This window comes from Streptomyces sp. NPDC054866 (genome assembly GCF_053610745.1).
The window spans coordinates 163,922-188,488 of sequence record NZ_JBSGZA010000007.1; the positions used below are offsets into that span (position 1 = coordinate 163,922).

At 68.2% G+C, this 24,567-nt stretch carries 31 protein-coding genes and 5 pseudogenes; 15 read left to right on the top strand and 21 right to left on the bottom strand.

Going from position 1 to position 24,567, the window contains the following annotated elements; translation table 11 throughout:
• Nucleotides 1–49: 49 nt before the first annotated feature.
• Nucleotides 50–1,480, bottom strand: a complete 1,431-nt coding sequence (locus ACWGI2_RS31680) for a carbohydrate-binding protein (RefSeq protein ID WP_453699089.1) — start codon at nucleotides 1,478–1,480, stop codon at nucleotides 50–52.
• A gap of 333 nt (nucleotides 1,481–1,813) precedes the next feature.
• Complete coding sequence (locus tag ACWGI2_RS31685; RefSeq protein WP_453699090.1) at nucleotides 1,814–2,155, bottom strand: hypothetical protein; 342 nt, start codon at nucleotides 2,153–2,155, stop codon at nucleotides 1,814–1,816.
• A 44-nt stretch (nucleotides 2,156–2,199) separates the two neighbouring features.
• On the opposite strand from ACWGI2_RS31685, the gene ACWGI2_RS31690 reads away from it, so the two are divergent.
• The 6 genes and pseudogenes from ACWGI2_RS31690 to ACWGI2_RS31715 all read left to right on the top strand — a co-directional run.
• Complete coding sequence (locus ACWGI2_RS31690; RefSeq protein WP_453699091.1) at nucleotides 2,200–2,529, top strand: TetR/AcrR family transcriptional regulator; 330 nt, start codon at nucleotides 2,200–2,202, stop codon at nucleotides 2,527–2,529.
• Between the two features lie 25 nt (nucleotides 2,530–2,554).
• Complete coding sequence (locus ACWGI2_RS31695) at nucleotides 2,555–2,818, top strand: TetR/AcrR family transcriptional regulator C-terminal domain-containing protein (protein WP_453699093.1); 264 nt, start codon at nucleotides 2,555–2,557, stop codon at nucleotides 2,816–2,818.
• A 106-nt stretch (nucleotides 2,819–2,924) separates the two neighbouring features.
• Nucleotides 2,925–3,773, top strand: coding sequence for a maleylpyruvate isomerase family mycothiol-dependent enzyme (locus ACWGI2_RS31700; protein WP_453401722.1), 849 nt, complete (start codon nucleotides 2,925–2,927; stop codon nucleotides 3,771–3,773).
• Between the two features lie 86 nt (nucleotides 3,774–3,859).
• A complete protein-coding gene (locus ACWGI2_RS31705) occupies nucleotides 3,860–4,447 on the top strand; it encodes a TetR/AcrR family transcriptional regulator (protein ID WP_453401723.1) in 588 nt (195 codons plus the stop codon).
• Complete coding sequence (locus tag ACWGI2_RS31710; protein ID WP_453401724.1) at nucleotides 4,444–4,824, top strand: hypothetical protein; 381 nt, start codon at nucleotides 4,444–4,446, stop codon at nucleotides 4,822–4,824. The genes ACWGI2_RS31705 and ACWGI2_RS31710 overlap by 4 nt, the downstream gene beginning before the upstream one ends.
• 64 nt (nucleotides 4,825–4,888) lie before the next feature.
• Nucleotides 4,889–5,080: pseudogene (locus ACWGI2_RS31715) on the top strand (SUMF1/EgtB/PvdO family nonheme iron enzyme); the annotation flags it as partial.
• Between the two features lie 303 nt (nucleotides 5,081–5,383).
• Here the strand turns inward: ACWGI2_RS31715 and ACWGI2_RS31720 are convergent.
• The gene (locus tag ACWGI2_RS31720; RefSeq protein WP_453401779.1) at nucleotides 5,384–5,722 is read right to left on the bottom strand and encodes an SCO0607 family lipoprotein; all 339 of its coding nucleotides are present in this window, start codon (nucleotides 5,720–5,722) and stop codon (nucleotides 5,384–5,386) included.
• A 630-nt stretch (nucleotides 5,723–6,352) separates the two neighbouring features.
• On the opposite strand from ACWGI2_RS31720, the pseudogene ACWGI2_RS31725 reads away from it, so the two are divergent.
• Nucleotides 6,353–6,802 (top strand): annotated as a pseudogene (locus ACWGI2_RS31725) (alpha/beta fold hydrolase); the annotation flags it as partial.
• A 16-nt stretch (nucleotides 6,803–6,818) separates the two neighbouring features.
• Nucleotides 6,819–6,980 carry a hypothetical protein gene (locus ACWGI2_RS31730; RefSeq protein WP_453699094.1) on the top strand — a complete coding sequence of 54 codons (162 nt, stop codon included), beginning with the start codon at nucleotides 6,819–6,821 and terminating at the stop codon, nucleotides 6,978–6,980.
• Between the two features lie 339 nt (nucleotides 6,981–7,319).
• Here the strand turns inward: ACWGI2_RS31730 and ACWGI2_RS31735 are convergent, their stop codons facing one another.
• The gene (locus ACWGI2_RS31735) at nucleotides 7,320–7,730 is read right to left on the bottom strand and encodes an ATP-binding protein (protein WP_453699095.1); all 411 of its coding nucleotides are present in this window, start codon (nucleotides 7,728–7,730) and stop codon (nucleotides 7,320–7,322) included.
• 239 nt (nucleotides 7,731–7,969) lie between these two features.
• Complete coding sequence (locus tag ACWGI2_RS31740; RefSeq protein ID WP_453699097.1) at nucleotides 7,970–8,581, bottom strand: hypothetical protein; 612 nt, start codon at nucleotides 8,579–8,581, stop codon at nucleotides 7,970–7,972.
• A 221-nt stretch (nucleotides 8,582–8,802) separates the two neighbouring features.
• Here ACWGI2_RS31740 and ACWGI2_RS31745 point away from each other — a divergent pair, with 221 nt between their 5' ends.
• Nucleotides 8,803–9,177 (top strand): hypothetical protein, encoded by a 375-nt coding sequence (locus ACWGI2_RS31745; protein WP_453699447.1) that lies wholly within the window; start codon nucleotides 8,803–8,805, stop codon nucleotides 9,175–9,177.
• A gap of 34 nt (nucleotides 9,178–9,211) precedes the next feature.
• Here the strand turns inward: ACWGI2_RS31745 and ACWGI2_RS31750 are convergent.
• From ACWGI2_RS31750 to ACWGI2_RS31790, 9 genes and pseudogenes are all read right to left on the bottom strand, one after another.
• A pseudogene (locus tag ACWGI2_RS31750) lies at nucleotides 9,212–9,345 on the bottom strand (ATP-binding protein); the annotation flags it as partial.
• Between the two features lie 145 nt (nucleotides 9,346–9,490).
• Nucleotides 9,491–10,285 carry a GAF and ANTAR domain-containing protein gene (locus tag ACWGI2_RS31755; protein WP_453699098.1) on the bottom strand — a complete coding sequence of 265 codons (795 nt, stop codon included), beginning with the start codon at nucleotides 10,283–10,285 and terminating at the stop codon, nucleotides 9,491–9,493.
• Nucleotides 10,286–10,424: 139 nt separating this feature from the next.
• Nucleotides 10,425–11,000 (bottom strand): hypothetical protein, encoded by a 576-nt coding sequence (locus tag ACWGI2_RS31760; RefSeq protein ID WP_453401729.1) that lies wholly within the window; start codon nucleotides 10,998–11,000, stop codon nucleotides 10,425–10,427.
• 875 nt (nucleotides 11,001–11,875) lie between these two features.
• Nucleotides 11,876–12,096 (bottom strand): annotated as a pseudogene (locus tag ACWGI2_RS31765) (hypothetical protein).
• 547 nt (nucleotides 12,097–12,643) lie between these two features.
• Nucleotides 12,644–13,054 carry a hypothetical protein gene (locus tag ACWGI2_RS31770; RefSeq protein ID WP_453401730.1) on the bottom strand — a complete coding sequence of 137 codons (411 nt, stop codon included), beginning with the start codon at nucleotides 13,052–13,054 and terminating at the stop codon, nucleotides 12,644–12,646.
• 285 nt (nucleotides 13,055–13,339) lie between these two features.
• A complete protein-coding gene (locus ACWGI2_RS31775; RefSeq protein WP_453699099.1) occupies nucleotides 13,340–13,498 on the bottom strand; it encodes a hypothetical protein in 159 nt (52 codons plus the stop codon).
• Nucleotides 13,498–13,629, bottom strand: a complete 132-nt coding sequence (locus tag ACWGI2_RS31780; protein WP_453699100.1) for a hypothetical protein — start codon at nucleotides 13,627–13,629, stop codon at nucleotides 13,498–13,500. Before ACWGI2_RS31780 ends, ACWGI2_RS31775 begins: the two co-directional genes overlap by 1 nt.
• A gap of 148 nt (nucleotides 13,630–13,777) precedes the next feature.
• Complete coding sequence (locus ACWGI2_RS31785) at nucleotides 13,778–14,563, bottom strand: peptidoglycan-binding protein (RefSeq protein ID WP_453699448.1); 786 nt, start codon at nucleotides 14,561–14,563, stop codon at nucleotides 13,778–13,780.
• A 121-nt stretch (nucleotides 14,564–14,684) separates the two neighbouring features.
• Complete coding sequence (locus ACWGI2_RS31790; protein ID WP_453699102.1) at nucleotides 14,685–15,569, bottom strand: helix-turn-helix transcriptional regulator; 885 nt, start codon at nucleotides 15,567–15,569, stop codon at nucleotides 14,685–14,687.
• 212 nt (nucleotides 15,570–15,781) lie between these two features.
• Between ACWGI2_RS31790 and ACWGI2_RS31795 the strand changes: the two genes are divergently transcribed.
• The 4 genes and pseudogenes from ACWGI2_RS31795 to ACWGI2_RS31810 all read left to right on the top strand — a co-directional run bounded on the left by ACWGI2_RS31795 (nucleotide 15,782) and on the right by ACWGI2_RS31810 (nucleotide 18,348).
• Nucleotides 15,782–16,741, top strand: coding sequence for a zinc-binding dehydrogenase (locus ACWGI2_RS31795; protein WP_453699103.1), 960 nt, complete (start codon nucleotides 15,782–15,784; stop codon nucleotides 16,739–16,741).
• 73 nt (nucleotides 16,742–16,814) lie between these two features.
• Nucleotides 16,815–17,609 (top strand): SDR family oxidoreductase, encoded by a 795-nt coding sequence (locus ACWGI2_RS31800; protein ID WP_453699104.1) that lies wholly within the window; start codon nucleotides 16,815–16,817, stop codon nucleotides 17,607–17,609.
• Nucleotides 17,610–17,686: 77 nt separating this feature from the next.
• A pseudogene (locus ACWGI2_RS31805) lies at nucleotides 17,687–17,857 on the top strand (carboxymuconolactone decarboxylase family protein); the annotation flags it as partial.
• An 80-nt stretch (nucleotides 17,858–17,937) separates the two neighbouring features.
• Complete coding sequence (locus ACWGI2_RS31810) at nucleotides 17,938–18,348, top strand: (R)-mandelonitrile lyase (protein WP_453699105.1); 411 nt, start codon at nucleotides 17,938–17,940, stop codon at nucleotides 18,346–18,348.
• A gap of 28 nt (nucleotides 18,349–18,376) precedes the next feature.
• On the opposite strand, the gene ACWGI2_RS31815 is transcribed toward ACWGI2_RS31810, so the two are convergent.
• The 3 genes from ACWGI2_RS31815 to ACWGI2_RS31825 are packed head-to-tail and all read right to left on the bottom strand — an operon-like array spanning nucleotide 18,377 to nucleotide 19,848.
• Nucleotides 18,377–18,997 carry a dihydrofolate reductase family protein gene (locus ACWGI2_RS31815; RefSeq protein ID WP_453699106.1) on the bottom strand — a complete coding sequence of 207 codons (621 nt, stop codon included), beginning with the start codon at nucleotides 18,995–18,997 and terminating at the stop codon, nucleotides 18,377–18,379.
• Nucleotides 18,997–19,503, bottom strand: a complete 507-nt coding sequence (locus ACWGI2_RS31820) for an SRPBCC family protein (protein WP_453699108.1) — start codon at nucleotides 19,501–19,503, stop codon at nucleotides 18,997–18,999. Before ACWGI2_RS31820 ends, ACWGI2_RS31815 begins: the two co-directional genes overlap by 1 nt.
• A gap of 3 nt (nucleotides 19,504–19,506) precedes the next feature.
• Complete coding sequence (locus ACWGI2_RS31825; protein WP_453401739.1) at nucleotides 19,507–19,848, bottom strand: ArsR/SmtB family transcription factor; 342 nt, start codon at nucleotides 19,846–19,848, stop codon at nucleotides 19,507–19,509.
• Nucleotides 19,849–19,928: 80 nt separating this feature from the next.
• Here ACWGI2_RS31825 and ACWGI2_RS31830 point away from each other — a divergent pair, with 80 nt between their 5' ends.
• A complete protein-coding gene (locus ACWGI2_RS31830) occupies nucleotides 19,929–20,222 on the top strand; it encodes a hypothetical protein (protein ID WP_453699109.1) in 294 nt (97 codons plus the stop codon).
• 23 nt (nucleotides 20,223–20,245) lie between these two features.
• Complete coding sequence (locus tag ACWGI2_RS31835; protein WP_453699111.1) at nucleotides 20,246–20,410, top strand: hypothetical protein; 165 nt, start codon at nucleotides 20,246–20,248, stop codon at nucleotides 20,408–20,410.
• Nucleotides 20,411–20,695: 285 nt separating this feature from the next.
• Here the strand turns inward: ACWGI2_RS31835 and ACWGI2_RS31840 are convergent, their stop codons facing one another.
• The 4 genes from ACWGI2_RS31840 to ACWGI2_RS31855 form a co-directional block, all read right to left on the bottom strand.
• Nucleotides 20,696–22,006 carry an MFS transporter gene (locus tag ACWGI2_RS31840; protein ID WP_453699112.1) on the bottom strand — a complete coding sequence of 437 codons (1,311 nt, stop codon included), beginning with the start codon at nucleotides 22,004–22,006 and terminating at the stop codon, nucleotides 20,696–20,698.
• Nucleotides 22,003–23,112, bottom strand: coding sequence for a PLP-dependent cysteine synthase family protein (locus ACWGI2_RS31845; protein ID WP_453699113.1), 1,110 nt, complete (start codon nucleotides 23,110–23,112; stop codon nucleotides 22,003–22,005). Before ACWGI2_RS31845 ends, ACWGI2_RS31840 begins: the two co-directional genes overlap by 4 nt.
• 112 nt (nucleotides 23,113–23,224) lie before the next feature.
• Nucleotides 23,225–23,671 carry a hypothetical protein gene (locus ACWGI2_RS31850; protein WP_453699115.1) on the bottom strand — a complete coding sequence of 149 codons (447 nt, stop codon included), beginning with the start codon at nucleotides 23,669–23,671 and terminating at the stop codon, nucleotides 23,225–23,227.
• A 246-nt stretch (nucleotides 23,672–23,917) separates the two neighbouring features.
• Nucleotides 23,918–24,382, bottom strand: a complete 465-nt coding sequence (locus ACWGI2_RS31855) for a hypothetical protein (RefSeq protein WP_453699117.1) — start codon at nucleotides 24,380–24,382, stop codon at nucleotides 23,918–23,920.
• Nucleotides 24,383–24,567 lie beyond the last annotated feature (185 nt).

A 24,567-nucleotide genomic window follows, 5' to 3' on the forward strand; every position in this document is an offset into this window, starting at 1 on the left:
CTGGTTCGGCAAGGGATGTGGCAAGGGTTGTGGGTGAACGAACTGCCCGTCAGACGCGCTGCCACAGGGCCGGTGTGCGGGCAGGCTGCCACCCGCCCTGCGCCTGATGCGGCTGCAGGCACACGTAGGTGACGCCGTCGGAGGTCACGCGTGACCCGGTCTGATAGACCTTGCCCGCACCCCAACTACCCGAGGTCCCCTGCGTACTGGGATCCCGCTGGGCGAGGGCGGTCTTCAACGTGAGTCCGAACTCATTGAGCAGCGGGTTCAACGGCTGATGGAAAGTGATCCCGCCGCTCTTGCAGTCACCGCTGCCCCCGGACGTCACACCCTGGGCCTGGCTGCCGGAGATGTAGGAGCCACCCGAGTCCCCCGGCTCCGCACACACCGTGGTGCGGGTCACCCCCTGGATGGAGCCCTCCGCGTAGTCCACGCTGGCGCCGTGCTGCTCGATGGTCCCGCAGTGCCAGCCGGTGGTGGAACCGGACCGGCAGACCGCCGCGCCCACCAGCGCCTGCACGGAGCCGGTGACCTGCACGTCCGCCGCCCCCTGACTCTTCACCCGCGGCGTGGCAACCCACTGGCTGTTCACGCCCACCCAGGACATGTCCTTCTGCGGAAAGACCGACGCCTCGAAGGCACCCTGGGAGACCTTGTTGAAGCCGGTGGTCTTCGCGCCCGGCTTGCCGCAGTGCCCGGCGCTGGCGAACCCCTGCTGGGTGCCCTTGGTCACCGAGAACCCGACCGAACATCGAGCCTTCTCGTCGATGTAGTACGCGTCGCCCCCGCGGACGTCGTGCAGCGCGCGCGGGCGGTCGGCCGACACCTTGACGTCCAGGAGCCGCCGGTCGACTCCGGCCGCCGCGATCAGCTTGTCGGCTGACGCGCTGCTCGTCGCCTGCACCGTCGCCTTGTTGGCCCGCACATCGACATACCGCACCGGCGTATCCAGACCCGCACCCGCCGCGGCGGCGGAATTCAGCTTCGCCGTGAGCGCCGCCAACTCACCCAGACCGTGCTTGACGACCCTGGCCTGCGCCCCCTCCGCCTTGATCGCGGCCACATTCGCGGCGTTCGTGGTGGCTACCACGAGGCGGGCGGAGGTCGTGCCCTGCACCCAGGCGCCGGCGAAGTTCTTGCCCAGCGTGTTCTGAAGCCGACCCGCCCGCGTCCCCGCCTCAGCCTCGTTCACCAACCGGGCCCGCGCCTGCACGTCCGACAGCCCCAGGTCACGCTGCAGTGCCCGCAGCAAACCCCCTGACGGCTTGTCAGCGGCCAGCGTCTGCGCAGCCGACGGGGGCGCCGGCACCGCGGAGGACTGCGGGGCCGGCACAGGCGGAGTCGGCGCGGGCGGCACGACAGCCGCAGCCACCGGCAACCCCGTCAGTACGAACGCACCCAGCACGCTCACCACGAACCAGGGAAGTCGGGCAGGCAGGAGGGGGTGGCGGCCGGGTCGGGCGGCATGTCTGTCGACCATGAGTGATTCCTCGTCCTCGGAAGATCCAGTTCGGCGGGGTGGAGACAGAAAGACGTCGGAACCTAGACCTTGCCGACACAGACTCAGGAAATCCCCCCACGCCCCCGGTTCGGCACAACGGACCACATCTGCGACCCACCCGGCCCAACGCCTGGGGCCACCCGGGCATCGCATCGGTCATTGCGACGAGGCCGACGTCTGGGACCACCTTCATGTGCTGCTGCTGGAGAAGCTGCGCTCGAAGGACAGGCTGGACCGGTCCCGACCAGGCGCCGATCTCAGTCGGCGCATTCCGCCACCGCCCACCGGTCCGGAACTGTCATGCGACACGAACTACCAGTTCACGTCACGAGGATGCCAACAGTGGGCCGAGTTCGGCGGCCCACTGCGGGTAGAGCGCGACCTTCTCCTCGTGCAGGGCAAGGGGTCCCGGGCCAGGGTGGGCGTCATGCCGTCGGACAGGTCCGGGCCAATGGCGATCCTGGCCAGATAGGGCATGATCTGCGGGTCGCCGGCCAGATGGACCGGATCATGCCTGTACCGCCGCAGAACCGGCAGTTCGGCGATGCCGACGCAGCAGGCATGGGTGAAGCCGTCGGGATCGCCGAGTACCTGACCCACCGTCGGGAACGACACCGACTCGACAGAGGCCGTCCGCCGCATCACCGCGAGCACACGCTCGCGCTCCTTTTGCGTTCAAGGAGACCGCGACCGAGGAAGTGTCAACCGACGGCAGGCGTACGGCTCGTGGGCTGAGCGGGCGGCGGCAGGCGATCCTGGACGGAACGTTCGCGGTGTTCGCACGGCGCGGCTGCGCCCAGGCACGCGTGAAGGAGATCGCCCAGGAGGCGGGCGTGGCCAAACCGACCGTCGACAGCCATCTGAACGACAAGGAGAGCCTCTACCGCGAGGCCGTCGAGGCCGCCGCTGACCGGGTCAGCGCACGCAGCCTCGCTGCCGTCGACCAACTGCGCGAAACCGCCACAGACGCCGATCCGCGCACCGCGCTCACGGCCGTGGCCCCACGGCCCACTGAAAGCGTTTGGTGACGAAGACGCCATCGCCGTACGGCAGTTGGCCTGTGCGCAGGCGGCGCAATTCCCCGACCTGGCGGCGAACGTACGCGAGCGCACAACCCTGCGGGTGCGCTCCGCCCTCGGTGACCGCCTGGCCCGCCTGGCCCTCGATGGCCGCCGCCTGAGCAGATGCGACCCGGAGCTCGCCGCCGACCACTTCCTCTCCCTGATCACCGGCTCGCTGGAGTACCGCTCCGCCGCCACCCTGGACACCGCCGCGGACCCCACCGTGGACGTCTTCCTGCGCGCGTACGGAAAATGATCCGCCCCACCACTACCAACAGATCACGACCGCCAGCATCCACGGAGGAGCTACGACAAGGAGTATTCGATGGCAGGCCACGGCCCCCAACTGCCAGGCTGTGGCCATGAGTCCCGAGTCCAACGGCGTTTCCGGCATTTCTTGGCTGGGCAACCCGATCGACGCACGTGCGCTGTTCGGTCAGGAGCTCAGGTCGCTGCTCGATACCCTGCGTGGCCTGACACCCGCCGACTGGACCAGGACGGCAGCCGGGCACTGGACGGTGCACGACGTTGCCGCCCATCTCCTCGGCGACTACTACGGCCGCCTCGGCCACAACTTCCGGAACAACCTCGCCGACGGCGAAACGCTCGAGGCGTTCATCCACCGCACGAACCAGGAATGGGTCGACCTGCACGCGCACGACACCCCTGCTTCGCTCATCGACGCCCTGGAAGCGGCAGGCACCCAGCTGGCCCAGCGATTCGCCACAGCCGACCTTGACGCGGCCGCCCTGGGCGTGTCGTGGGCAGGTGTCGACCCTGCGCCGGCCTGGCTGGACATCGCCCGGGAGTTCACCGAGCACTGGACTCACCGCCAGCAGATCCGCCACGCCATCGGCCGCGACACCGACCCTGAGCCGCGTGCCCTGGCCATGGTCCTCGATACCTTCATGCGGGCCCTGCCTCACACACTCCGACGCACGTCAGCACCAGTAGGGGCGCAGGTCCAGGTGATCGCCGAGGGCCCCGCCGGCGGCACTTGGACGGCGACTGCCACTGCCACTGCGGACCGATGGTCGTTGGCCGAAGCACCGAGCGGCCGACCGACCGCAGCAGTGCTGCTGGATGCAGACACCCTGTGGCGCTTGGCCACCCGGAACATCGATCCTGCGGATGCCCTAGCCCATGCTCATGTGCAAGGAGATCGTCAGCTCGCCGAAGCCGCGTGCCAGATCGTGTCCATCATCTACTGACTCGCCGCTTGCCTCACCGGCTCCCGCCGCACCTGACGCCAACAGCCTCTTGTTTACCTTACGGGTCGACCCGTACGGTAAATGACATGAGTTCCTCTCCGCCCTCCAGGGGGCGTCCCAGGGATCCCCGATCGCACGAGGCGATCATCGGCGCGGCGGCAGAGCTGGTCGTCGAGGTCGGCTACCCCGCGACATCGATCGGGGCGGTGGCCGCGCGGGCCGGTGTCGGCAAGGACACGATCTACCGGCGGTGGTCGGGCAAGCCGGAGTTGGTCTTCGAGGCCGTCTTCACGACGACCGATGACACTCCGCCCCCGGACACCGGAACGCTGGCCGGGGATCTGGCCGTACTGCTGCAGGGCCTGGTCGACGAGTTCCGCGCGCCCGCCGCCGCGGCGGCACTCCCGGGGCTGCTCGCCGACTTCGCCGCCGATCCGGAACTGAAGGCGCGCATCCGCGGCGACTTCCTGGCCCCGTCGAAGGAACGACTGCTGGTTGTCTTCGAACGCGCCATGCTGCGCGGCGAGATCGCGGCCGAAACGCCCGTGGACCTGGTCCTGGACACGCTTGCAGGAGCCGTGTTCTTTCACGTAGGGCTGATCGGGGAGCAGCCTGACCAGCAGTTGGCCGCACAGCTGGCCAGTGTCGTGGCCAAAGGAATCGAAGTCCGGTGAACGGCTGGCTTCTGGCGGCAGGGATCACCGCTGTCGGCGTGGCAGCAGTGCACGTCGTCGGCGGGCATCGCGATGTGGTGCGGCCGCTGCTGTCCGGCGGGCTCGCGGACGAACCCAAGCGGGTCCTGCACGCCGTGTGGCACATGGTGAGCGTCGACCTGGTGCTCTCCGGACTCGCTCTGCTCTACCTCTCCCTGACGGACCGTACGCCGGGGACCGGTCTGGTGGCGTGGTTCGTGGCCGCGCACTTCATCGCGTACGCGGCAGCCTTCCTGGTCGTCACCCTCTCCGTCGGCTGGCCCAGACCCCTACTCCGCCTGCCGCAGTGGATCCTGCTCCTGCCGGTCGCGGCGCTGGCCGCGGCGGGCGCCGCGTAACCGCACCCCCAGGAGAGCTCCCGCAGCCGCCGCTGTCCGCCGCGGCTGCGGCAGAGGCCACGGGCTCTATAACGTCTCCGGCAACATGTGGGAGTGGTGTGCCGACCTTTGGTCCCCGGAGCTGCCGAAGAATCGCGTGATGCGCGGCGGTTCGTACCTGTACCCGCGACATTTGATCGACCCGGCGGCAGGTCGCCGCAGCGCCCGGCGGGCGCAGTTCGTCGTCCGTCAGCTCGAAGAAGGTGGCGGGCCCTAACGAAGCACCACTAGCCCCGCCCCGCGACCGCCCCCAGCAACTGCCAACAACGCCTCCGACGGGGCGATCTCGGCACACAGTCCGTCGCTCGACAAATCTTCCGCCCACGCGAGGCCGGACCGGTCCGGCTGCCCCGACAGTTGGCATGCTGACTTCATCAGCGGGCTCCTAGCTTCACGGTGGGCAGTGCTGGAGCCGTTGTTGCCCAAAGGAACGGTCCGCTGAGGTGGTACAAGCAGAGATTGCAGCCGCATCAAAACTTCTACGCCACGTAGTAGGACGCCACCGGATGCGGGCTGTCCGTCAGCCTGCGTCCGGTGCATCGATGATGTTGCCATCCTTGTCGAGCGAGTGAGTACGCCAGTACACGTCCCACTTGTCGTCGACCTCCTGTGGCACCTTGCCTTCCGGATAGCGTACAAAGCCTGCCGGTGGCTCTTTCCCGTCCGAGACACATGCGGAGCCGGTATCGCCCACGGTCATGACCGGGTACTCGCCGCTGTTGCAGATGTCCTCCTGGTATTCGAGGCCGGCGCATCCGGTGAGTGCCACGATTACCGCCGCGCTCGCGAGCGCCGCAGCACCGACACGGGTCCTTCCGGGCAGAAAGGCGACGGCGGTTCGGCTTGTCCTGCGAGGCATGGTCACGATTGTCTCCAGTCGTCTGGTCTGCTCTCCATCTTGAGTGCCGGGTAACTGCCGAGCCCTGAGTACGCGTACTCAGAAGCGCCTGCGAGGATGCTCAACGCAGCGCAGCCCGCTGGCATTTGATGTGCGGTCGCTTCAACTTGCCTGGAACAATGACCTGACCTGCCATGGCGTCTGCCGCACGTTCAAGTGGATCGCCGAGCATGCCGACGTGAACGTCGACGCCGTCACGGTCCTTGTCCGCGGATACGGAATGACGGCAACGGCAAGGCAACCATCGGCGAAGCCGTGCAGTATGCCCAACTCGCGCGCACGCCCTACGAGTCGTCTGCCCCACATCCACCCCGGCACGTCGCGAGTCCGCCCGGCCTGCCGAAGCAAGTCATCTGACCCGTTCGCCGCCTCCATCACGTCCCAAGCGCTCACGTCTATCGGGTCTGCCCGCGCAACCGAACATCCCCCGGAATTGAGTCATCTGACGGGGGCGGTCGAGGCGGCGTCATTCCTACGGTTCGGACCAAGGGCCGCATCTACGGGACCGACGAACCCTGGAGGAATGATGAGCGAGAACGCTCCGCGCGGGACTGTCGTGCTCGTCCACGGCGGATTCGTGGACGGCTCCGGCTGGCCGGGGGTCTACGAGGCCCTCAAGGACGACGGCTACACGGTGGCCGTCGTGCAGAACCCCACGCTCTCGCTGGACGTCGACGTGGCCGCCACCCGGAAGGTCATCGACGCCCAGCCGGGGCCCCGGTCACCCTGGTCGGCCACTCCTACGGCGGGGTGGTGGTCACCGAGGCCGGCAACCACGAGAAGGTCACGGCGCTGGTGTACATCGCCGCGTTCGCGCCCGACAAGGGCGAGTCGGTGAACACGTTGATCGCCGCCCCGCCGCCGGGAGCGGCGGTGCCACCGGTCCTGCCGCCGGTCGATGGCTACCTGCTCCTGGACCGCGACCAGTTCGCTGGCGACCTCTCGCTTGCCCAGGCCGGGTTCCTGGCCGACTCGCAGGTCCCCTGGAGCCTGGACGCGGCAGGCGGCGCGGCTTCGCCCCCGCCTGGCGGGCCAAGCCCTCGTGTTGTGGTCCCTCGTGGCGAACGACGACAAGATGATCCCGCCGCCCGCCCAGCGCGCGATGGCCGAACGGATCGGCGCCAAGACGGTCGAGGTGCCCGCCAGACACGCCGTCTACGTCTCACAGCCCGCCGCCGTCGCCGTCTCCTACCTGATCAAACTGGCCGCCGCGGGCTGACCGAACGCGCCAAGCCGTATCGCGCGCAGCTACCGCACAACGCACCGCACCCCACCGCACGGCCCGTCGATCGGCTCACCCTGTGCCAGGTCGGCGGGCACGCACCCCGCCGTCACGTGACGGCCGCATGTCGGCGGCCATCCACGTTTGAGGCCAGTTGGCCGCCTCCGAAACCCCGCACGCCTTGACCGAGCGGGCATCGCCAGCAGCACGGGCGAGTGCGGCACGTCGGTTTTCCGGCTACTGACGGCGCCGGGACAGTCGGTGATGTCAGCACCCAGCACCGTCGTAGGTGACAGCTTCCTGCACCGGGGCAAAGGGGACCATCGCACAAGCGGGTTACACCGAGCCACTGCCCAGATATCCACCCTGGCCGTCGGCGAGCATGACTACGGCTGTGACCCGTTTGCCCACCGGCTCACGACGCATCTCCAGACTCCGGCACACCCCCGTCACGATCTCCAGACCGTGCTGACCCACGCGCTCAGCATCTGCGGGATAGACCGTCGGCAGGACCGGATCGGCATCCCACACACGGATTTCCACACCACCGCCGCTGACCTCCAGGTCCATCAGACACGGCCCGGGCGCGTACTTGTAGGCATTGATGACCAGCTCACTCACCACGAGCTGCACCGTGCCCATCACGCGCGCGGAGACCGGGATGCCGTGCACGGCCTGTACCTCGGTCAGGAACTCGCGGGCGGCATCGCGGGCAACCGACACCGGCTCCCATCCCTGGAACGCCACGGTAGACAGGATCGGCCGGCCAAAGAGCAGCTGAACTACGCCTCCAGGCACCACCGCGTCACCCCGCACCTTTGGCCCGACACCCGGTCTGATGACCGCCGCCTACCCCCATAGCGGCCACATACGCAGGCAGGGGTACAGGTTCTGGGGGAACTCACCTTCGACTCCAGGCACCGGAGCGAGCCGTCACCGGGGCGGATAATGCCACAGCGCGATCGCCTCCTGCGCGGGTCGAGGCATCAGCGGACGCCAGGCCCCGGTTCCTCTCCTAGAGGGAACTTCTCCCGGATCAGAGCCGCCAGTTCTTTGGAGGCGTCTCGCAGTGCGTGCTCTGTCCGGTGCATCTCGCGAATCATTTCGGTGATCTCGTCATCTGTCTTCTCGTCCTCAAATGCCTGTTTGAAGGCCGCTCGGTGTTCGATGATCCAAGTGCCGCGTTCTTCCATCGCCGTCTCTACGACAGCCAAGACATCTGGGCAGTAGATCCTCATCATGCTGCGCAGCGTCCGCCGGGCTGCTTGACGTCGCCTGGTCCCGCTCCACCTCTGCATCAACGGGGCGGGCGGAGCCATCAGGTCGTCAACGTCCTTCTGGAAGCTGCCGAGCCAGTCCGGCTTCGAGGACATTTGCAACCCCGAGTTGCGCATCAGGTCCCGATATTCGTCCTCAGTGAAATATCGCCTGCGGCCTTCCCTCACAAGCGCCCGGCGGTGCCGCAGCGTTGCCGCGCTGGACCGGGTCGCGCCGGCGAGGGTCCACCACTCATCCAAGAGGTGGTGAAGTTCCATCAACGCCTCATGCATGTTGGGCCAGGCGGGAACCGCGCTCGCCTGATCCTTGGTGCCCTTCACTCCGCGAACAACGAGGCTGCTGGCTCGGACTACAGCGCCTGCCTCTGATCCAGTGACCACGGCACACCATTCTCTCGACTAGGCAAACACCCATGTCGGCGTACGGACTTTTCTCCCCAGTTATGTACGTACCACCAACGTCCCCAGCCTGACCGCGGGCAGCGGCAGCACGGCAGGGGATCTTGGTTGAGATCGATGCCCCGACCAGGGACACTCGCGCGATGAGCCACAGCGCATCGTCTGAACCGATCGAGCGAGGGTGGGACGAGCCCTGGTATCGGATCCGCATGGACGGCTTCGAGGCGTCGTTCCTGCCCAGCGACGGCGAGGACTTGGACGAAGTCTGCAACGTCGATGTCGTCGTGGCTCTGGAGGATGGATCACGTTGGACCGCGACGGTGTTCACCGTCGCCGAAGTCGAGCGCCTGATGAAACTCTGGGCAGGGACCGACGAGGCGTTCGGGGGCCGGTACTTCTGGGTCTCGGACAGCCTGATCGTCAGGGATCCCGGCATCGACAACATGGCCGAGGTGATCGCCGGACTGATCGAGACCGGCGAGTTCTCCGAGATCTTTCAGCGGGTGAGCAACAAATGATCAAGCGCTCGGCGGCCGGAAACGACGTGAGGCGTCAGGCCACGTGGTTGTCCCGCTCGATCGCCTTGAGGTGGTTCTTGAGCCCCGGTAGCTGGAGCCGTTGATGGAGATCACTTCGCAGTGATGGAGAAGGCGGCTGAGGATGGCGGTGGCGAGGACCAACCCCCCGCGGCTCCGTGGGCGGCTCCCGCAGGCAGTTGGGGTTCTGAATGCGCATATCGGCGAGCGGGACCGAGCTGTATGCGGCGATCCGTTGTGACCGGTGCGGGCAGCCCGGACTCGTGCGGCCGGGACCCATGCCGACACCCAGGTTTCAGAAAGTGGAAGCCTTGTCGGTGTCCGGGGGGGGCAGGCTGATGGTGCCGTCGACGATGTCGCGGGCAAGGTCGGCCAGGCGTAGGTGGTGGTGCCGGGCGTAGGCGCGCAGTCGGCGGAAGGCGGTGTCGGGGTCGCTTCCGTGGCGGGCAGTGAGGAAGCCTTTGGCCTGTTCGATGATGGTGCGGGTGACCAGGGCCGTTTCGAGCTGGGCGCGTACGGTGCGGTGTTGGTCGAGGATGGTCTGCTGGAGCAGGGAGATGGCGGTGCTGTCGGCCAGGGCCCGGGCCAGGTGCCGGTCGGCTTCCAGAAGTGTGCCGGGGATGCGGCGGAAGAGGTTCAGTACGCCGATGGTTTCCCTGCGCAACCGGATCGGGGTGGCGTGGACGGAGGTGTAGCCGGCGTGGTGAGCGCGTGAGGTGAAGCGTGGCCAGCGCGGTGAGGTCATGTCGTCGATGGCGTGGTCGACAGGAGCAGCCTTGTGGAAGGCGCTGCAGCAGGGGCCTTCGCTGGCGTCTAGTTCGAAGAGTTCGACCAGGCGGACGCGTTCGGAAGAGGCGGCGACCAGGCGCAGGGGACCGTCGGGCAGGGCAAGCATGACGCCGGCGTCACCGATGTCGAGCAGGTCCATGCAGTGTTCGGCGACGCGGTAGAAGAACTCGGCGGGGTCGAAGTCGTCGACCAGGGTGTCGGCCAGGTCGATCAGCGCGGCGGTGATCCGGGCCTCGCGCGGTAGCCTGGGCGGCCCGTTCGGCGATGGCGGTTCCGGCGGGGGAAAAGGCGGACTCGGCATGGTGGCCTCCGGTCGATGAAGGGTCAGCTACCGGGGCCGGAAGCACACTACTGGGATTGGGTGGAATACCACCCGGACAAGGGCTGACCGCAGACACGCTACTCCCCGGCCGGAGCGCGAACCAGCCACACGGCGTCTTTCACCCCACGCCGGTGTACTCACCCCGCACGACTTGGTTGGATGTCAGCGATTCTGCTCGTGCTGACGCTGTTCGGTTCGTGTGTGCCGGATGTAATGGCGGATGCTGTCGTAGGTGACCAAGTAGTCGTGGTGGTCCATGAGTTCTGGCCAGATCTGCCTTCCGTTGAGCGTTGAGCTTACTGTCGATCAGGCCCTCGACCAGGTCGGCGAGTTCCCCCGTGATGGGGTCGGTCAGCTGACTCGTCTCTGCGGTGGTCAGGCGTGGGGCCTCCAGGGCGAAGCGGACGGCCCAGCAGCGGAGGTTGTGGCGCTTCGCGAGCGTGCGGACCTTGATGCCGTGGGCGTTGATCGCCTGCCACCGTTCCGGCAGCAACTCGACGTAGTCCTCACCGCTCAGTAGGGCTGGAACGTAGCCGCTCGACTTCAGCAGCATCGTGTACTTCTCGTTCGGCGCGAAGGCCCGCTTCGGTGCGTTTGGATCTCGCAGGGCATCGTGAGGCCGGTTCTGCCAGACGGCGACGATCCACTCGTCCAGCAGTTCCTGCGGCTGGGGCAGCTCGGGCAGCGACCACAACGGCCCATCCTCCTGGCGCCGGCCTCGGCGGTAGGGTCTTCTCGGTCACTCCCTTCTCGGAGGGCGCCGCCTTGCGTGTCGGCTGCAGCGAGACGCCCAAGAAGCGGCAGGAGGCGCGGAAGTTGTGCGAGATGAACACCTTTCCGTAGTCGCAGACGATCGCCTCCGGAATGATCAACGGCAGAGACGCGCGGGCAGAGACGTCGGCCGCCTTCGTCGTCAGCCGCCGCACCAGGACATCCAGCGGACTGGAGTCGATCTGCATCAACTCGTCCGGCGCAACGGCCGGTACTTCCCCGAACGGGTCGGCCGGACGCGCATGCGCCGAGCGGCGCGTGGTCGCCGAGCCGGTCGCGTGCGTCCCAACGGCCAGCTTGTCAAAGAGCCGCAGGAGGAATGAGGGTCCGGTCAGCGGGGCCGAATGACCGAACTCCGACCGATATGTCAGACCCGGCCGAGCACAGGCACGCAAACAGCGTGATGGACGCCCGCTTCCGATTGCCCCGGCTTCCTTCTACTCTCAGACCAGGTGCAGTTGGGCTCTGGCCCACACCGCAGGCTCCCAGTCCCCGAGCCGTGACAAACTCACACGTTTTTCACGAGACCGGCTGGAGCCACATCGCCGACGACACAGCTCCAGCCGCCGCCCGCCCGGGCGTGGCGGCCAACAGGGCTATTCCCGCAGCCCCTGGTCACCCCGGAGGGCACCTCGCGCGAGGACCGATCGAGGGGAGCCCCGGTCCCTCGCGCCCCGGCCGCCGCCGCACCCGCGCGGCGGCGGCCGGACACTCCTAGCCTCCCACCAGGCACACGACCTGTCCGCAAATGCGGCGTATTCTCCATGCCATGCCATCTGCGGCAGTAGAGCCTCACTCTCACCAAATCGACGTCACCGCCGCGACGACCGTTCCAACGGCACGGTCGTCGAGTTGGTCGATCCGGCGGCACGGCGGTGAGTCGACGACTTCCCGGGCGCGAGAAGCGATGCGCAGCTGGTAGCCGGAGTAGCGGCGGTGGCCGCCCGCGGAACACAACAGGGTGATCAGGCGGGATAGTCATCATCATCGAGACGGCCGAAGGGGTCGTCTGCTGCCATCGCGCCTGTCTGTGACGCATGTTGAGGGGCCCGGGTGCCGCACGGGCACCCGAGCCCCGAACGAACTGCTACACCATCTGCCGGCCCTGATGCTGCACCGGCCTTCTGTGTCCGCACGCCCGCCCGGGGGTGAGTGGAGATGCGGGGATCGCGGTTGCGTGACCGGAGACCACCTCACTATCGATGTCCTGCGGTACCCGGACTCCGTGACTCGGCCCGGGCGATCCTGATGGCGCGAAGCTCCTCCGTACTTCCCTCTTGATCAACTGCTTACCGAAGGGGACTGCGTACTGCTAGTACTGCGAACTGCACTTGCGGGTACCGCTGCCCGGCAGTTCATTTCTGCCGGGCCCTGCCGATCTCGGCTACGAGAGAAACCATAACCACACCACCACCCAATGTCTACTCCCGCCATCACAGATTTCCGCGTGTTCGACAGTGAGGTAATCGGGCCCGAACAGTGATGGCGCGCAGAGACAAAGACCTTCGCCCCGGGGTGGGGGTTCACCGGCGGCCTTCGGAGCAGCCGTCCAGGGGACACAGTTGCTCAGATGTCCAGGGAGCTCAGATCGCGACGTAGGACGTTGCGAGCCGCTTCGGTCGCCTCTCTGTGTGCTTGCCTGGCTGCTTGATAGTCCCGTGTCGGCACGGTGGCACCGGAGGCGAGTACCTCGCGGATCTTTCGCAGCGAGGTGTACGACGCGTCGATCGCCGTCACCACCTCCTGGGGTGCTGTGAGGATCAGCCGTTCCCGTGCCTCATCGCATCCCGACTCCTGGTGTACCTGACGAATCCTGGCCGCTCTGGCCTGCGGACTCGCATGCTCTTCGTCGGCGGCCAGCCGCATGGCTTCGTGTGCCCTCCGAAAGGAGACAAGACAGTCCGCGTACATGTTCCGGCGATCCTGCAGCCTGTTGTCCCTGGCGGTACGCCGCCAGCGCACATGCTCGCCGGCCAAGGTAGCTCCCACTCCCAGTACGGCTCCAAGCCCCGTCCCGACCAGACTCGACCACTCCACGCCAACGGATGGTGCCATGCGGGCGCGAGAACCAGAACCCTCCGATGCATAGGCGGATCAGAGGAGTTGCTCGGGATTCGCGGCTGGCTGGTGTACTACGACGTTGTCGAACGGGGCGCGGTCGGCGCGGCGCGCAGCGCGCAGCCGGGTGCTGAGCGCGGTCGAGGCGATCAGGGGCCCGGGACGGGCGGTTGTGTCCCGGGCCCACGACTGGCAGGTGGTGGGTCAGGAGTGGCTGAGCGCCCAGTCGAGGGCGTAGTCGGCGACTTCTTCCCAGCCGTCCTGTGCCGGCATCAGGTGGGAGCGTCCTGGATATTCGACGATCTCGGTCAGGGTGTTCGACTTGTAGTGCTTGGCGCTGGACCGCTGGATCTTCGGTGGCATCAGGTGGTCGTTCTCTCGCCGGCGATGAACAGCAGCGGCGCGATGAAGGACCTCAACAGCGCCTCGCGGCTCGGCCACTGATTCACCATCGGCCCGGGTGTCACCCGCCCGCGCAGCCGCGGCAGGCTCACGTTGGCCTCCCCCGCCCTGACCCATCCACTGATCGGCCCCGCCTGCCTCACCGACCCGGCGGCGGACCCGGACGTCCTCGTCGAGGGCGTAAGCATCACCCGCGACATCGCCGCGACCGAACTGCTACCGAACCGCTCTCGCGCCGGTCTAAAGGCTATGACGGGTGATGTCAGGATTTGTGGCTGCGGTCCTGATGGCGGTGCGGGTGTCCGGGCCGTAGACGCCGAGCGGTTCAGGGATGGCGCGTGCCTGTTGCATGCGCGCTACCGCGGCTGCGACGTCGTGACTGTAGTAGCCGTCCAGCGGGCCCGTGTAGAGCCGTAGTTGTCGTAGCCGCTCCTGCAACTGCCGAACTGAGCTGCCCGTGCTGCCAAAGCGGAGCACGCTCGATGCGCTTCCGGCTGAGGGCCTCGACCGGGGAGGGGCGTCGGTGTTCGCCGGGGAACTCGGCTGTGGCGTGCTCGTGCCTGGCGGATCAGGCCTGGAGGCTGCCTCATCGTGCACAGGGGGAGACGGCCGACTGGGAGCATCCGGTTGCTGCGCGGGCCCGGCATGCGGACTGACAGGATCGTGGGCCTGCGCCAGGAGCGCGGCGGTGAGGGCTAGCAGGGCTGCGGAGGCGTATCCGTAGAAGGAGCGCGGGGTGCCCCGTCGGGGCCCGGCCGCGACCGGGCGGGGACGAGTGGGAGAGCGGCGTTGTCGAGGCATACCGGCAGTCGCACGATGGCGCCCCTGCCTGGGGTGAGAGGGCGCGAGGCTTGAGGGCGTGGTGTACGTCGGGCCGTCCACCGGGCGCGACACCCCGACCGCCTTATGCGGACGCCGACTTGATGTCTGCGTCAGGTAGGAAGAAAACGCGGGGTAGGTGGACGGGTCTGGGGCGGGTGCTTCGGAACTCACGAGACCGAACCTAGGCGTCGACGCGCCGTCCATCACTCGCTGCAGGCCCCAGACCGTGATCTTTAAGGCTGCGTTGACCACCGACTCAGGGCCAGATAAGCCCAGCCCCTCCCCCCAGAGGTGCAACCGCGCTTTCCTAGCCCCTAAGCGCTGGTCAGCTCGTCGTAGAGGGTTCCGTCGCGTCGACGTCTTGGGTGGCGGCCCAGGATGCGAGCAGGCGTAGGCCCTCTTCGGAGGGTGAGCCGGGTTCGGCTGTGTAGATGGTGAGGGTGAGGCCGGGTTCGGCGGCCATCTCCAGTCCTTCGTAGGCGAGGGTCAGCTCGCCCACGGCCTGGTGGTGGAAGCGTTTGGTGCCGGTGCCGTGGTGGCGGACGTTGTGGGCGCCCCAGCGGGTACGGAAGTCGTCGCTTCGGGTGGAGAGTTCGCCGACGAGGTCGTGCAGGCCCTTGTCATGGGGGTTTCGGCCGGCTTCGGTGCGCAGGATCGACACAGCGACGTCGGCGGCCTGCTCCCAGTCGGGGTAGAAGCGCCGGGAAGCGGGGTCCAGGAAGTTGAAGCGGGCCAGGTTGGCCTGGTTGTGGGGCGCGGCGTAGATGTCGTCGTAGAAGGCGCGGGCGAGCTGGTTGGTGGCGAGGATGTCCATGCGGCCGTTGCGGACGAAGGCCGGGCCTGCGGTCACGGCGTCCAGGACCCATTGCAGGCTGCGGTGCGCCTTCCACTGCGGGGTACGCCGCCGGGGGCGGGTGAGGGCGTCGGAGCCGTCCGCCGCGTGCGCGAGGTTCAGCAGGTGGGCGCGTTCCGCGTCGTCGAGCTGCAGGGCGCGGGCAAGGGCCTCCAGGACAGCCGGGGAAGCGCCGGCGAGGTTGCCGCGCTCCAGTTTGGAGTAGTACTCCACGCTCATGTCCGCCAAGGCGGCGACCTCGCTCCTGCGCAGACCGGGCACCCGGCGCCGGCTGCCGGAGGGCAGCCCCGCCTGCTCGGGGCTGATCTTGGCTCGCCGCGAGGTCAGGAACTCGCGGACCTCTGCTTGGTTGTCCACGCCTTCGACGGTACGTCCCGCCGGCGGTCACAGCGATGTACTGGCAGTACACCCCTTGACCGTGCCTCGCTGCGCGCGCCAAGAGCGGGTTACCTGGGTGACGTGGTGCTTGTCGCCGGGTCGTGGACCGGGCGGGCGACAGCCACGGGCCCTGCACTCGGCGACGGCCACTCCCCCGGTACGTCGCCTCGGCACGCGAAGGAACCCCTCTCATGCGCGGCGCAATGATCCACGCTCCCGGCGACATCCGCTTCGAGACACTGGACGACCCGAAAATCCTCCATCCGACCGACGCGATCATCCGCACCGCGGTGACCTGCGTGTGCGGCTCGGACCTGTGGCCCTACCGCGGCCTGGAGCCGACGGACGAGCCGCATCCGATGGGCCACGAGTACGTCGGCTTCGTCGAGGAGGTCGGCTCCGAGGTCACCTCGGTCAAGCCGGGCCAGTTCGTGATCGGCTCGTTCGCCACCTCGGACAACACCTGCGCGAACTGCCGTAACGGCTTCCAGTCCAGTTGCCTGCACCGCGAGTTCATGTCCACCTGCCAGGCCGACTACGTGCGCATCCCCAACGCCCAGGGCACCCTGGTCGCCACCGACGGCATCCCGGGCGAGGAGCTGTGGCCGAGCCTGCTGGCCGTCTCTGACGTCATGGGCACCGGCTGGTGGGCCGCGGACGCCGCCGAGGTGAAGTCCGGGGCGACCGCCGTGGTGGTCGGTGACGGTGCGGTCGGCCTGTGCGCGGTCATCGCCGCCAAGGAGATGGGCGCGGAGCGCATCATCGCCATGTCCCGCCACGCCTCCCGTCAGAAGCTCGCCCGCGAGTACGGCGCCACCGACATCGTCACCGAGCGCGGCGACGAAGGCGTCGAGCGGATCAAGGAGCTGACCGGCGGGATCGGCGCCGACAGCGTGCTGGAGTGCGTCGGCACCGGCGAGGCCATGCAGCAAGCCCTGCACTCGGGCAAGCTGCCCTTCGTCGTGTGGGTGCTCGCCGCCGGCACCTTCCTGATGGGCACCACCGAGTTCGTCATCGCCGGCATCCTCCCGGACATCGCCCCCGACCTCGGCGCCAGCGTCTCCCACGCCGGACTGCTGATCACCGCCTTCGCCGTCGGCATGATCGTCGGCGGTCCGACTGCCTGTCCCGGCAGCGCGCAAGGCAGCTGAAGCGGAGTCGGCGCGGAGCTGAACCGGTCCGCGACCGTCCCGCACCCCACCACCTCCCTGGAGCACCCCCCCCATGAACCCCAAGATCCCTGAGAACCCCAGGAACCCCACCTACGACTTCACCGGGCAGGTCGCCTTCATCACCGGCGCCAGCTCCGGCATGGGCCTGGCCGCCGCGCGGGCGTTCGCCGCCTCCGGCGCCGCCGTCGCTCTCGCCGACATCGACGAGAAGGCCGTCAACGCCGCCGTGGAGGAACTCACCGACGCCGGGCTCCAGGCCATCGCTCTGGTCTGCGACGTCACCGACGAGGGCCAGGTGGCCGCCGCCGTCGACCGCACCGTGGACACCTTCGGACGGCTCGACATGGCCTACAACAACGCCGGCATCATGCCTCCGCCCACCGACGCCGCCGACGAAAGCGCCGACCAGTTCGACCGCGTCCAGGACATCAACCTGCGCGGCGTCTGGGCAGCCATGAAGCACGAACTGCGCCACATGCGCACCCAGGGAAGCGGCTCAGTCGTCAACTGCTCCAGCCTCGGCGGCCTCGTCGGCAACCCGGGTCGCGCCGCCTACCACGCCTCCAAGCATGGCGTCATCGGCCTGACCAAGAGCGCTGCCCTCGAATACGGCGCGCGCGGCGTCCGTATCAACGCGGTGTGCCCCGGCACCATCAGCACCCCCATGGTCGACGCCATGGTCGACGGCGGAGAACTCGACCGCACCCAAGCCGAGACCGGCCAGGCCATCCACCGGCTCGGCACCGCTGAGGAAGTCGCCCAGGCCGTCCTGTGGCTGTCCAGCCCCGGCGCCGGTTACGTCACCGGAATTGCCCTGCCCGTCGACGGCGGCTACACCGCCCAGTAGCCGTTCGGATTCCACCACACCATCAGACCGTTGCAGAACACAGACCGTTGCAGAACGCAGAACAAGGGAGACCTGCCATGCCCGAGCAGTCCGCCCCCGAGGAACTGAGGGACATCGCTCCCAAGCTCGTCGAGGTCACCAACAACGTCCTCTTCGGTGGCATCTGGAACCGCCCCGGTCTCTCGCCCCGCGACCGGAGCCTGGTCACCGTGAGCACACTGGCCGCCCTCTACCGGCTCAAGAGGATCGCCGACGAGCGCGACTCATCCTGAACCTGCCCCCTCTCCCCGCAGCGCCCCAACTCCCCCACCTGACAAGGATGAAGACCATGGAGCACATCACCTCGACCCCGACGTCCAAGGCACCCGCCGAGCGGTTCACCGGCGACGTCTACCTCAACATGATCGAGCCCCCGACCGAACCTGCCCGCCTCGCCAGCGCCCTGGTCCGCTTCACCCCCGGCGCCCGCACCAACTGGCACAGCCACGCCAACGGCCAGAGCCTCTACATCACCGACGGCATCGGACTGGTCGGCACCCGCGACGGCGGCGTCGTGCGGGTCAGCGCCGGACAGATCGTCAAGTGCCCGGCCGGTGAGGAGCACTGGCACGGCGGCACCGACACCACGCTCATGGCGCACATCGCCATGGTCGTCGGCGACGGCGAGGGCGACGGCACCACCTGGCTCGAACCTGTCACCGACGAGCAGTACGCCAATGCATTGCAGCACGCATCCTGACCGCTGGGCGCGAGCGAGCCCTCCGCCCCTACCGCGCACGCACGGTGTAGCTGAGATGCGTCGTCCTCGGCGAAGGCTCCGCACGAACCAGGTCAAGAGCCAGGCGCCCCGCGTCGACGCCCTCGAACAGGCGGATTCCGGAGCCGAACAGCACGGGCGAGAGTGCGATCGTGAACTCGTCGATCAGGCCGGCGTTCAAGTACTCCAGGATCGTCGCGCCGCCGCCCGCGATGCGTACGTCTCGGTCGTCGGCGGCCTTGCGGGCCTGATCGAGTGCGGACTCGATGCCGTCGTTGACGAAGTAGAAGGTGGTCCCGCCCCGCCGCACCCAGGGGTCACGCTTCTCGTGCGTCACGACGAACACCGGCGTGTGGAACGGTGGATCCTCGGGCCACGCATGCTCACCGGCATCGAACATCCGCTTGCCCATCACGCTTGCGCCGGTGCGCTCGAACGTCTCCCGCACGATGTCGTTGTCGCGCCCTTCCTCACCACCCTTCCCGAGCTTCAGGTTCTCTCGGAAGAACCGCTGCGGGAAGACCCACCGCTGCAATTCCATCCACTGCTGCCCCATCAGTTCTTCGGGGGACTCGGGCGCGATGAACCCGTCGAGCGACATCGACACGCTGAAGAACACTTTGCCGGCCATCAGTCCTCAACTCCCTTCCGAGCGATCTCCGCGACGTAGGCAGCCAGGTTTCCGAGCGTCTGCTGACCACCCTCGATCGCGCCGTGCTTCTTGACCGCCTCGTCGCGCAACTCCTTGGTGGGGAACACCGTGAGCATCTCGATCCGGGTCTTCTCCCCGTCGGGCGTGAACGTGAGGACCGACTCGAACGCATTCGGGTCGTCGCGGTACTCGCCATGGAGCATCGCGATCCGCTCCGGCGGGACGATCTCGGTCCAGGTGATCCACTCGCTGTAATCGGTCCCGTCCGGCCCGTGCATCACGAATTGCCACACCCCGCCGACGCGGAACTCGAAGGCTCGCGTAGTGGTGGTGAACCCCTCTGGCCCCCACCAGCGCGACAGGTGCCGCACCTCGGTGAACGCTTTGAACACCAGTTCCGGTGGGGCGTCGATGTCCCGGGAAATGACGATCTCGCGGTCGGCCGTCGCGGACTGCGTCGGCGCTTCTCGCCCAGTCGAATTCATCAGCTACTCCTGTGGCTCTTCCTGCTTGAGTTCTTGTACGTATGCGTCCAGCCGGTCGAAGCTCTCGTTCCAGAATTGTTCGAACCCACCGGTCCACTCGTGAACCGCTCGCAGCCCACGTGCATCCAGGTCGTACAGGCGCTGCTTGCCCGCCTTGCGGTCCCGCACCAGACCGACTTCGCGGAGCACCCGCAGGTGCTTGGACGCTCCGGGCTGCGTCATTCCCAGCTCCTCGGCGACCTCCGTCACCGGCCGTTCGCCTGCCCGCAGCAGTGCCAGGATGTCCCGGCGCTGTGGCTCGGCGATGGCGTTGAAGACGTCTGACGTCGTCGCTGCTCGTGCCATGAGACAAACATATGCCTATATCGGCAAGTGTTTCAAGAGTCGCCTGTGAGTGCCCGCGTCTGCGCTCGTAGGATGCCGGGATGCTTAAGCCGATACCGATGAGCCGCCGCATGTGGGTTGCCGCGTGGGCGGCCCTGTGCGCGGCCGGCATCGCCGCCACCGCCGAACTGAACTCCTCCTCGGCCCGCGGCCCGCAGCCCAAGAAGCCCGTCAGCGCCGAGTGCGGCGAGTACATCGCGGACATCGAGAGGCAGCTGGCCCAGGCCAAGCAGGAAGGCAAGGAAGACGGAGTGCTGGGCTTCTCGCGAGTCCGGGTCGGTACCAAGGACGACTGCGGCGACGAACTCCGCGACCACTTCGGCGGCGATCAGTGAGCCGCGGAACCTGGCTCGCGGCGATGGCAGGGCTATCCCTCGCCCTCGTCGCTGCCGGGGCGGTCATCACCGAGTACGCCACGTCGGAACCAGAGCCACAACCCACGCCCCCGCGGGTGTACTCCTCCTGCCTGGCGGCGGACACGAAGCCGATACCCGCGGACGACGACCCGTGCGACGGCAGCTGAAGAACTCCTGCACAACCGTCACCTCAGGACGGCGGACGGCAGGACGCGCCGCAGTGAAGACGCTCGCCTTGGCGGTCATCAAGGTCATCAACTGCTGGGCGCGCTCGACGAGTTGCCCGAGGGGCGCGTCCAGGCCTTGCCCGGAGGCGTACACAGAGGCATGCACGAAGGCGTGAACGGACGACGCGCAGGAGGCCGTCGAGCTACGCCGCGCACTCGAGGTGGGGACGGGCGGCTCGTTGCCGCCCGTCCCCACCCCCCCCACCAGGTCGCACCCGGGGTCGCTCAGGCCGTCGTGGGCGCGGGCTCGGGCTCGGGGCGTGTCAGGCGTCCCGTCCGGTGCAGGCCATAGAGCGACGCTGAGCAGGCCAGGCCGAGGCCGAGCAGCGCGAGCCAGGGCAGCGCGGACATTCCGGCGGCCCGGGCGGCGTCGAGGGCTGCTCCGGTGAGCAGGTTGCCGAGGGTGATGCCGATGCCGCAGATGGTGTTGTAGAGGCCGTAGTGGGTGGCGACGAGGCGGTCACCCGAGAGCCGGACGATGGTGTCCATCTCGAAGGGGTACGCGATCATCGTGCCCAGCGCCAGCATGAGTGCGGCCAGCATGGGCGGTACGGCGGCGAGCAGCCACAGGCCGATGCCTTCGTCCGGCACCGGCACGGCGGTTGCGGCCAGGAGCGGAATGAACGCCGCCCCCATGATCAGCAGGCCCCAGGCCAAGGCGCGGCCGGATTCCAGATGCTCCTTGCACCAGGCCGTCACCCGGGTCTGACAGAGGATCGTGGTCAGACCGGAAGCCGCGAAGAGCAGCGCCACGGCCACGGTGCCGAACTCGCCGTCGCCGCCCAGGCGCCGCACTTCGAGCGGCAGCGCGAGATAGACCTGGAAGGAGAGGACGTACGAGCCGATCATCGCGGTGGAGAAGAGCAGGAACGCCCGGTTGGCGATCACGCCGCGCCACTGCGCCAGCACACTCCCCCGCTCACCGGCGCCGTCACCGTCGCCGCCACCTGCGGGACCATCGCCCCTGCGAGCGGGCAGCGCGCGGATCTGCACCACGCTCAGCAAGCCGAAGATCGCCGCCGAAGTCAGGCAGGTGACGCGGAAGTCGACTCCGGTGAGCAGCATCCCGACGAGCGGGCCGAGCAGGATGCCCGCCTGGTAGAAGACGTTGAACAGGGCGAACGCCTCGACCCTGCGCTCACCCGCGTCCGCCGCGAGGTAGGCCCGCACGGCGGGGTTGAACAGCGCGCCCGCGAAGCCGGTCGCAGCCGAAGCCGCGATCAACGCCGCGACCGAATCGACCAGACCGAGCGTCGCGAAACCGACCGTACGCAGGACACAACCGGCGACGATCAGCGGCTTGTAGCCGAACCGGTCGGCGAGGGTGCCTCCGACGAGGAACATGCCCTGCTGGCTGAAGTTGCGCACCCCCAGCACGAGCCCGACCATCCAGCCCGCGAGGCCGAGCGAGCCCGACAGGTGCTGCGCCAGGTACGGCATCAGCATGTAGAAGCCGAGATTGATCGTGAACTGGTTGGCGAACAGGAGCTGCACGCTCCGGTCGTAGGAGCGCACCTGCGCGATGGTGCCCTTCACCGGTCTCCTCCTTCGAGCTCGTCGGTCCTGGCCGACAGGGAGAGCGGATCCGCGACCTCGGTGCAGCGGGTCCAGCGGGTCACTTCCTTCTCGTCGGGGCGGCCCACCACCTCCGGTTCGGACGCTGGGACCACTCCCAACAGCCCTTTCTCGGCGCAGTAATGATCGTCGTAGACAGTTTCCAGATAGCGCTGAGGCCCGTCAGGGAAGATCGCGACGATGCGCGTATCCCGAGACTGCGTACGAGCCAGCCACCCGGCCACGAGCGCGACCGCGCCGACACTCCAGCCGCCGGTGGCGTAGTGGGACGTCGCCAACTGCCGACAGGCCCAGACGGATTCAGCCGGCGCCACCCAGTGCACCTCGCTGAAGTTCTCGTACGCGACATTGCGCGGGTAGATGCTGGACCCGAGCCCCCGCATGAGCCTGGGCCGGGCGGGCTGCCCGAAGATGGTCGAGCCGACGGTGTCCACACCCACAAGGCACAGGTCCGGGTAGAGCTGACGCAGCGCCCTGGAGATGCCCGCGGAGTGGCCCCCGGTGCCGACACTGCAGACGAGCACGTCGATGTGGCCGATCTGGGAGGCGAGTTCGAGGCCGAGCGGAGTGTAGGCGGAGACGTTGTCGGGGTTGCCGTACTGGTCGGGGCACCAAGCCCCTGGCTCCCGGGCGAGCAGCTCGACGACCCGGTCCCGGCGAGCCTGCTGCCAGCCTCCACTGGGGTGCGCTTGGGGCACCATGTCGACCGTGGCGCCGTACGCCGCAAGGAGACGGGTCATGGACGGTTCCAGACCCGGATCGGTGACAAGGGTGACGGGATGCCCGTAGACCATCCCGGCCAGGGCGAGGCCGAGCCCCAAGGTGCCACTGGTCGACTCGACGATCGTGCTGCCCGGCAGCAACTCGCCGCGCGCACGGGCCCGTTCGACCATGTGCAGGGCCGGACGGTCTTTGATGCCACCCGGGTTGAAGCCCTCCAGCTTGGCCCAGAAGCCGCGGTCGGGCGGGGTGAACGGCTGGGCCACCCGAAGGACGGGTGTGTTGCCGACAAGCCCTGGAAGGCTGGATCCGGCAGGAGTGAAGTCACTCGTGGTCAGAGAGTGCATTTCTGATTCGCTCTCATTCGCTGTAGAAGCTGCGCGGGTGCTCGTCTCGCGCGGCACGCCTGTCAGGCGAGCGGCGCGGCGGATCGACTGCGGCCGACCGCGAAGGCGGCTCCTAGATCAGCCACCTGCACAGGAGGGCCGGCGCGGTACGGCTGTCGTCGTCCGGTATCCGGCTGCGCGCAGCTCCGAGGTGGTCAGCGGTGAGGGGTGTGACGGGGGTCGTCGGGTCCGTGACCGCGCTCGCGGACGGCAGCCCGCGTACGGATGCGGGAGAGGTTCCGGCGGGCCCGGGATCGGAGACGGAGCAGTGTGCCGGCGAATCGGATCCGTCGAGCACCTCCGTCGTGGGCCGTTCCTCGGGCGGGGGCAGTGTGCGCGACACCGCACCGATGGGGCCCGTCGGCTGCTCACCGCCGTGCGCCGTCCCGGCGGCGCACGGCACCAGTGTGAGCAGGAGAACGGTCAAGGCGGTCCATACGAGTCGGCGCTTCCACAGCGCCTGGGCGCGCGGCAGGGCCCAACGCCCCGGGGGCGAACTCGCCCACGCGGCAGGGGGCATCAGCTCAGCAGAGCAGGGCGGCACAGATCCTCCGTGCGGCGGCTGCTCCTGCCGGGTCGTCCACGGCAGGGCAGCGATGGGTGGGGGGGGTGACGAGCCGTCGAACCATCCCCGAACACCCGCAGGAGGGCAGGCAAGGGAAGGCCAGACGCCGGGCACCGGCCGACGGGAGGCGGCACGACAACGGCCGCGGGCCGTGTCGGCAGGCCTCAGCGAGGCGTCGACCGATGGAGTACGGGCGCTGACCTAGATACGTAGAACTGGAGACTCCGCCGCATGCGGTATCGGAACCACGAAGCCCCGCACGGCTGATGGGCGGACGTGCGCGAGCGGCGGCACCGCGGCTTCCGCCGCCGAACTCAGCGAAGTGAGGCACGGCAGCCCGAGGGCGGGGGCCTGTGACGGCTGGCCCAGCGCGCATTCATCGAGGGTGTGCTGCTGGCCGTGGCTGTCGCCGCCATGGTGATCGACCGGCGCTTCGGCCGGGTCGTGCGTGGCGGTCGCAACAGGTTGCCCCGGCCCGGATTCAACCTGGCCGGCGTTCGCAGTCGGGGTCGCGCTGCCCGATGCGAGGTGACCCGCAGTGCTCTCGGGGCTGGCCGCGTGCGCATAAAGAAGGGCGAAGAGGATCAGGCCAAGGCCCAGCAGACGCAGCGGAATCGCAGTTGAGCGACTCCGAAGTGCGCCGGAAGTGGACCAGGCCGTAATCACGCCGTGATCCTAACCGCTGCCTGTCAGACTGGCGTAAGGGACTGTGCGAACGGCGAGTGAACAAGCCATGGGCGTCCCTCTTGCCTGCCGCGGACGGCAGCCGAGATCACGCTCAGGCCCGGGCATTCACGGAACGCAAACCACCGCTTGAGCCCATGACATGTGGGTGGCACGGTGCATCCGGC

Coding starts and splice junctions, on each gene's coding strand:
- ACWGI2_RS31680 (WP_453699089.1), bottom strand. CDS start 1,480: ATGGTCGACAGACATGCCGCCCGACCCGGCCGCCACCCCCTCCTGCCT.
- ACWGI2_RS31850 (WP_453699115.1), bottom strand. CDS start 23,671: ATGCCCCCTGCCGCGTGGGCGAGTTCGCCCCCGGGGCGTTGGGCCCTG.
- ACWGI2_RS31745 (WP_453699447.1), top strand. CDS start 8,803: ATGAGCCACAGCGCATCGTCTGAACCGATCGAGCGAGGGTGGGACGAG.
- ACWGI2_RS31845 (WP_453699113.1), bottom strand. CDS start 23,112: ATGCACTCTCTGACCACGAGTGACTTCACTCCTGCCGGATCCAGCCTT.
- ACWGI2_RS31800 (WP_453699104.1), top strand. CDS start 16,815: ATGAACCCCAAGATCCCTGAGAACCCCAGGAACCCCACCTACGACTTC.
- ACWGI2_RS31810 (WP_453699105.1), top strand. CDS start 17,938: ATGGAGCACATCACCTCGACCCCGACGTCCAAGGCACCCGCCGAGCGG.
- ACWGI2_RS31755 (WP_453699098.1), bottom strand. CDS start 10,285: ATGCCGAGTCCGCCTTTTCCCCCGCCGGAACCGCCATCGCCGAACGGG.
- ACWGI2_RS31785 (WP_453699448.1), bottom strand. CDS start 14,563: ATGGACGGCGCGTCGACGCCTAGGTTCGGTCTCGTGAGTTCCGAAGCA.
- ACWGI2_RS31815 (WP_453699106.1), bottom strand. CDS start 18,997: ATGGCCGGCAAAGTGTTCTTCAGCGTGTCGATGTCGCTCGACGGGTTC.
- ACWGI2_RS31795 (WP_453699103.1), top strand. CDS start 15,782: ATGCGCGGCGCAATGATCCACGCTCCCGGCGACATCCGCTTCGAGACA.
- ACWGI2_RS31705 (WP_453401723.1), top strand. CDS start 3,860: ATGAGTTCCTCTCCGCCCTCCAGGGGGCGTCCCAGGGATCCCCGATCG.
- ACWGI2_RS31830 (WP_453699109.1), top strand. CDS start 19,929: ATGCTTAAGCCGATACCGATGAGCCGCCGCATGTGGGTTGCCGCGTGG.
- ACWGI2_RS31700 (WP_453401722.1), top strand. CDS start 2,925: ATGAGTCCCGAGTCCAACGGCGTTTCCGGCATTTCTTGGCTGGGCAAC.
- ACWGI2_RS31835 (WP_453699111.1), top strand. CDS start 20,246: ATGGCAGGGCTATCCCTCGCCCTCGTCGCTGCCGGGGCGGTCATCACC.
- ACWGI2_RS31775 (WP_453699099.1), bottom strand. CDS start 13,498: ATGCCACCGAAGATCCAGCGGTCCAGCGCCAAGCACTACAAGTCGAAC.
- ACWGI2_RS31825 (WP_453401739.1), bottom strand. CDS start 19,848: ATGGCACGAGCAGCGACGACGTCAGACGTCTTCAACGCCATCGCCGAG.
- ACWGI2_RS31720 (WP_453401779.1), bottom strand. CDS start 5,722: ATGCCTCGCAGGACAAGCCGAACCGCCGTCGCCTTTCTGCCCGGAAGG.
- ACWGI2_RS31820 (WP_453699108.1), bottom strand. CDS start 19,503: ATGAATTCGACTGGGCGAGAAGCGCCGACGCAGTCCGCGACGGCCGAC.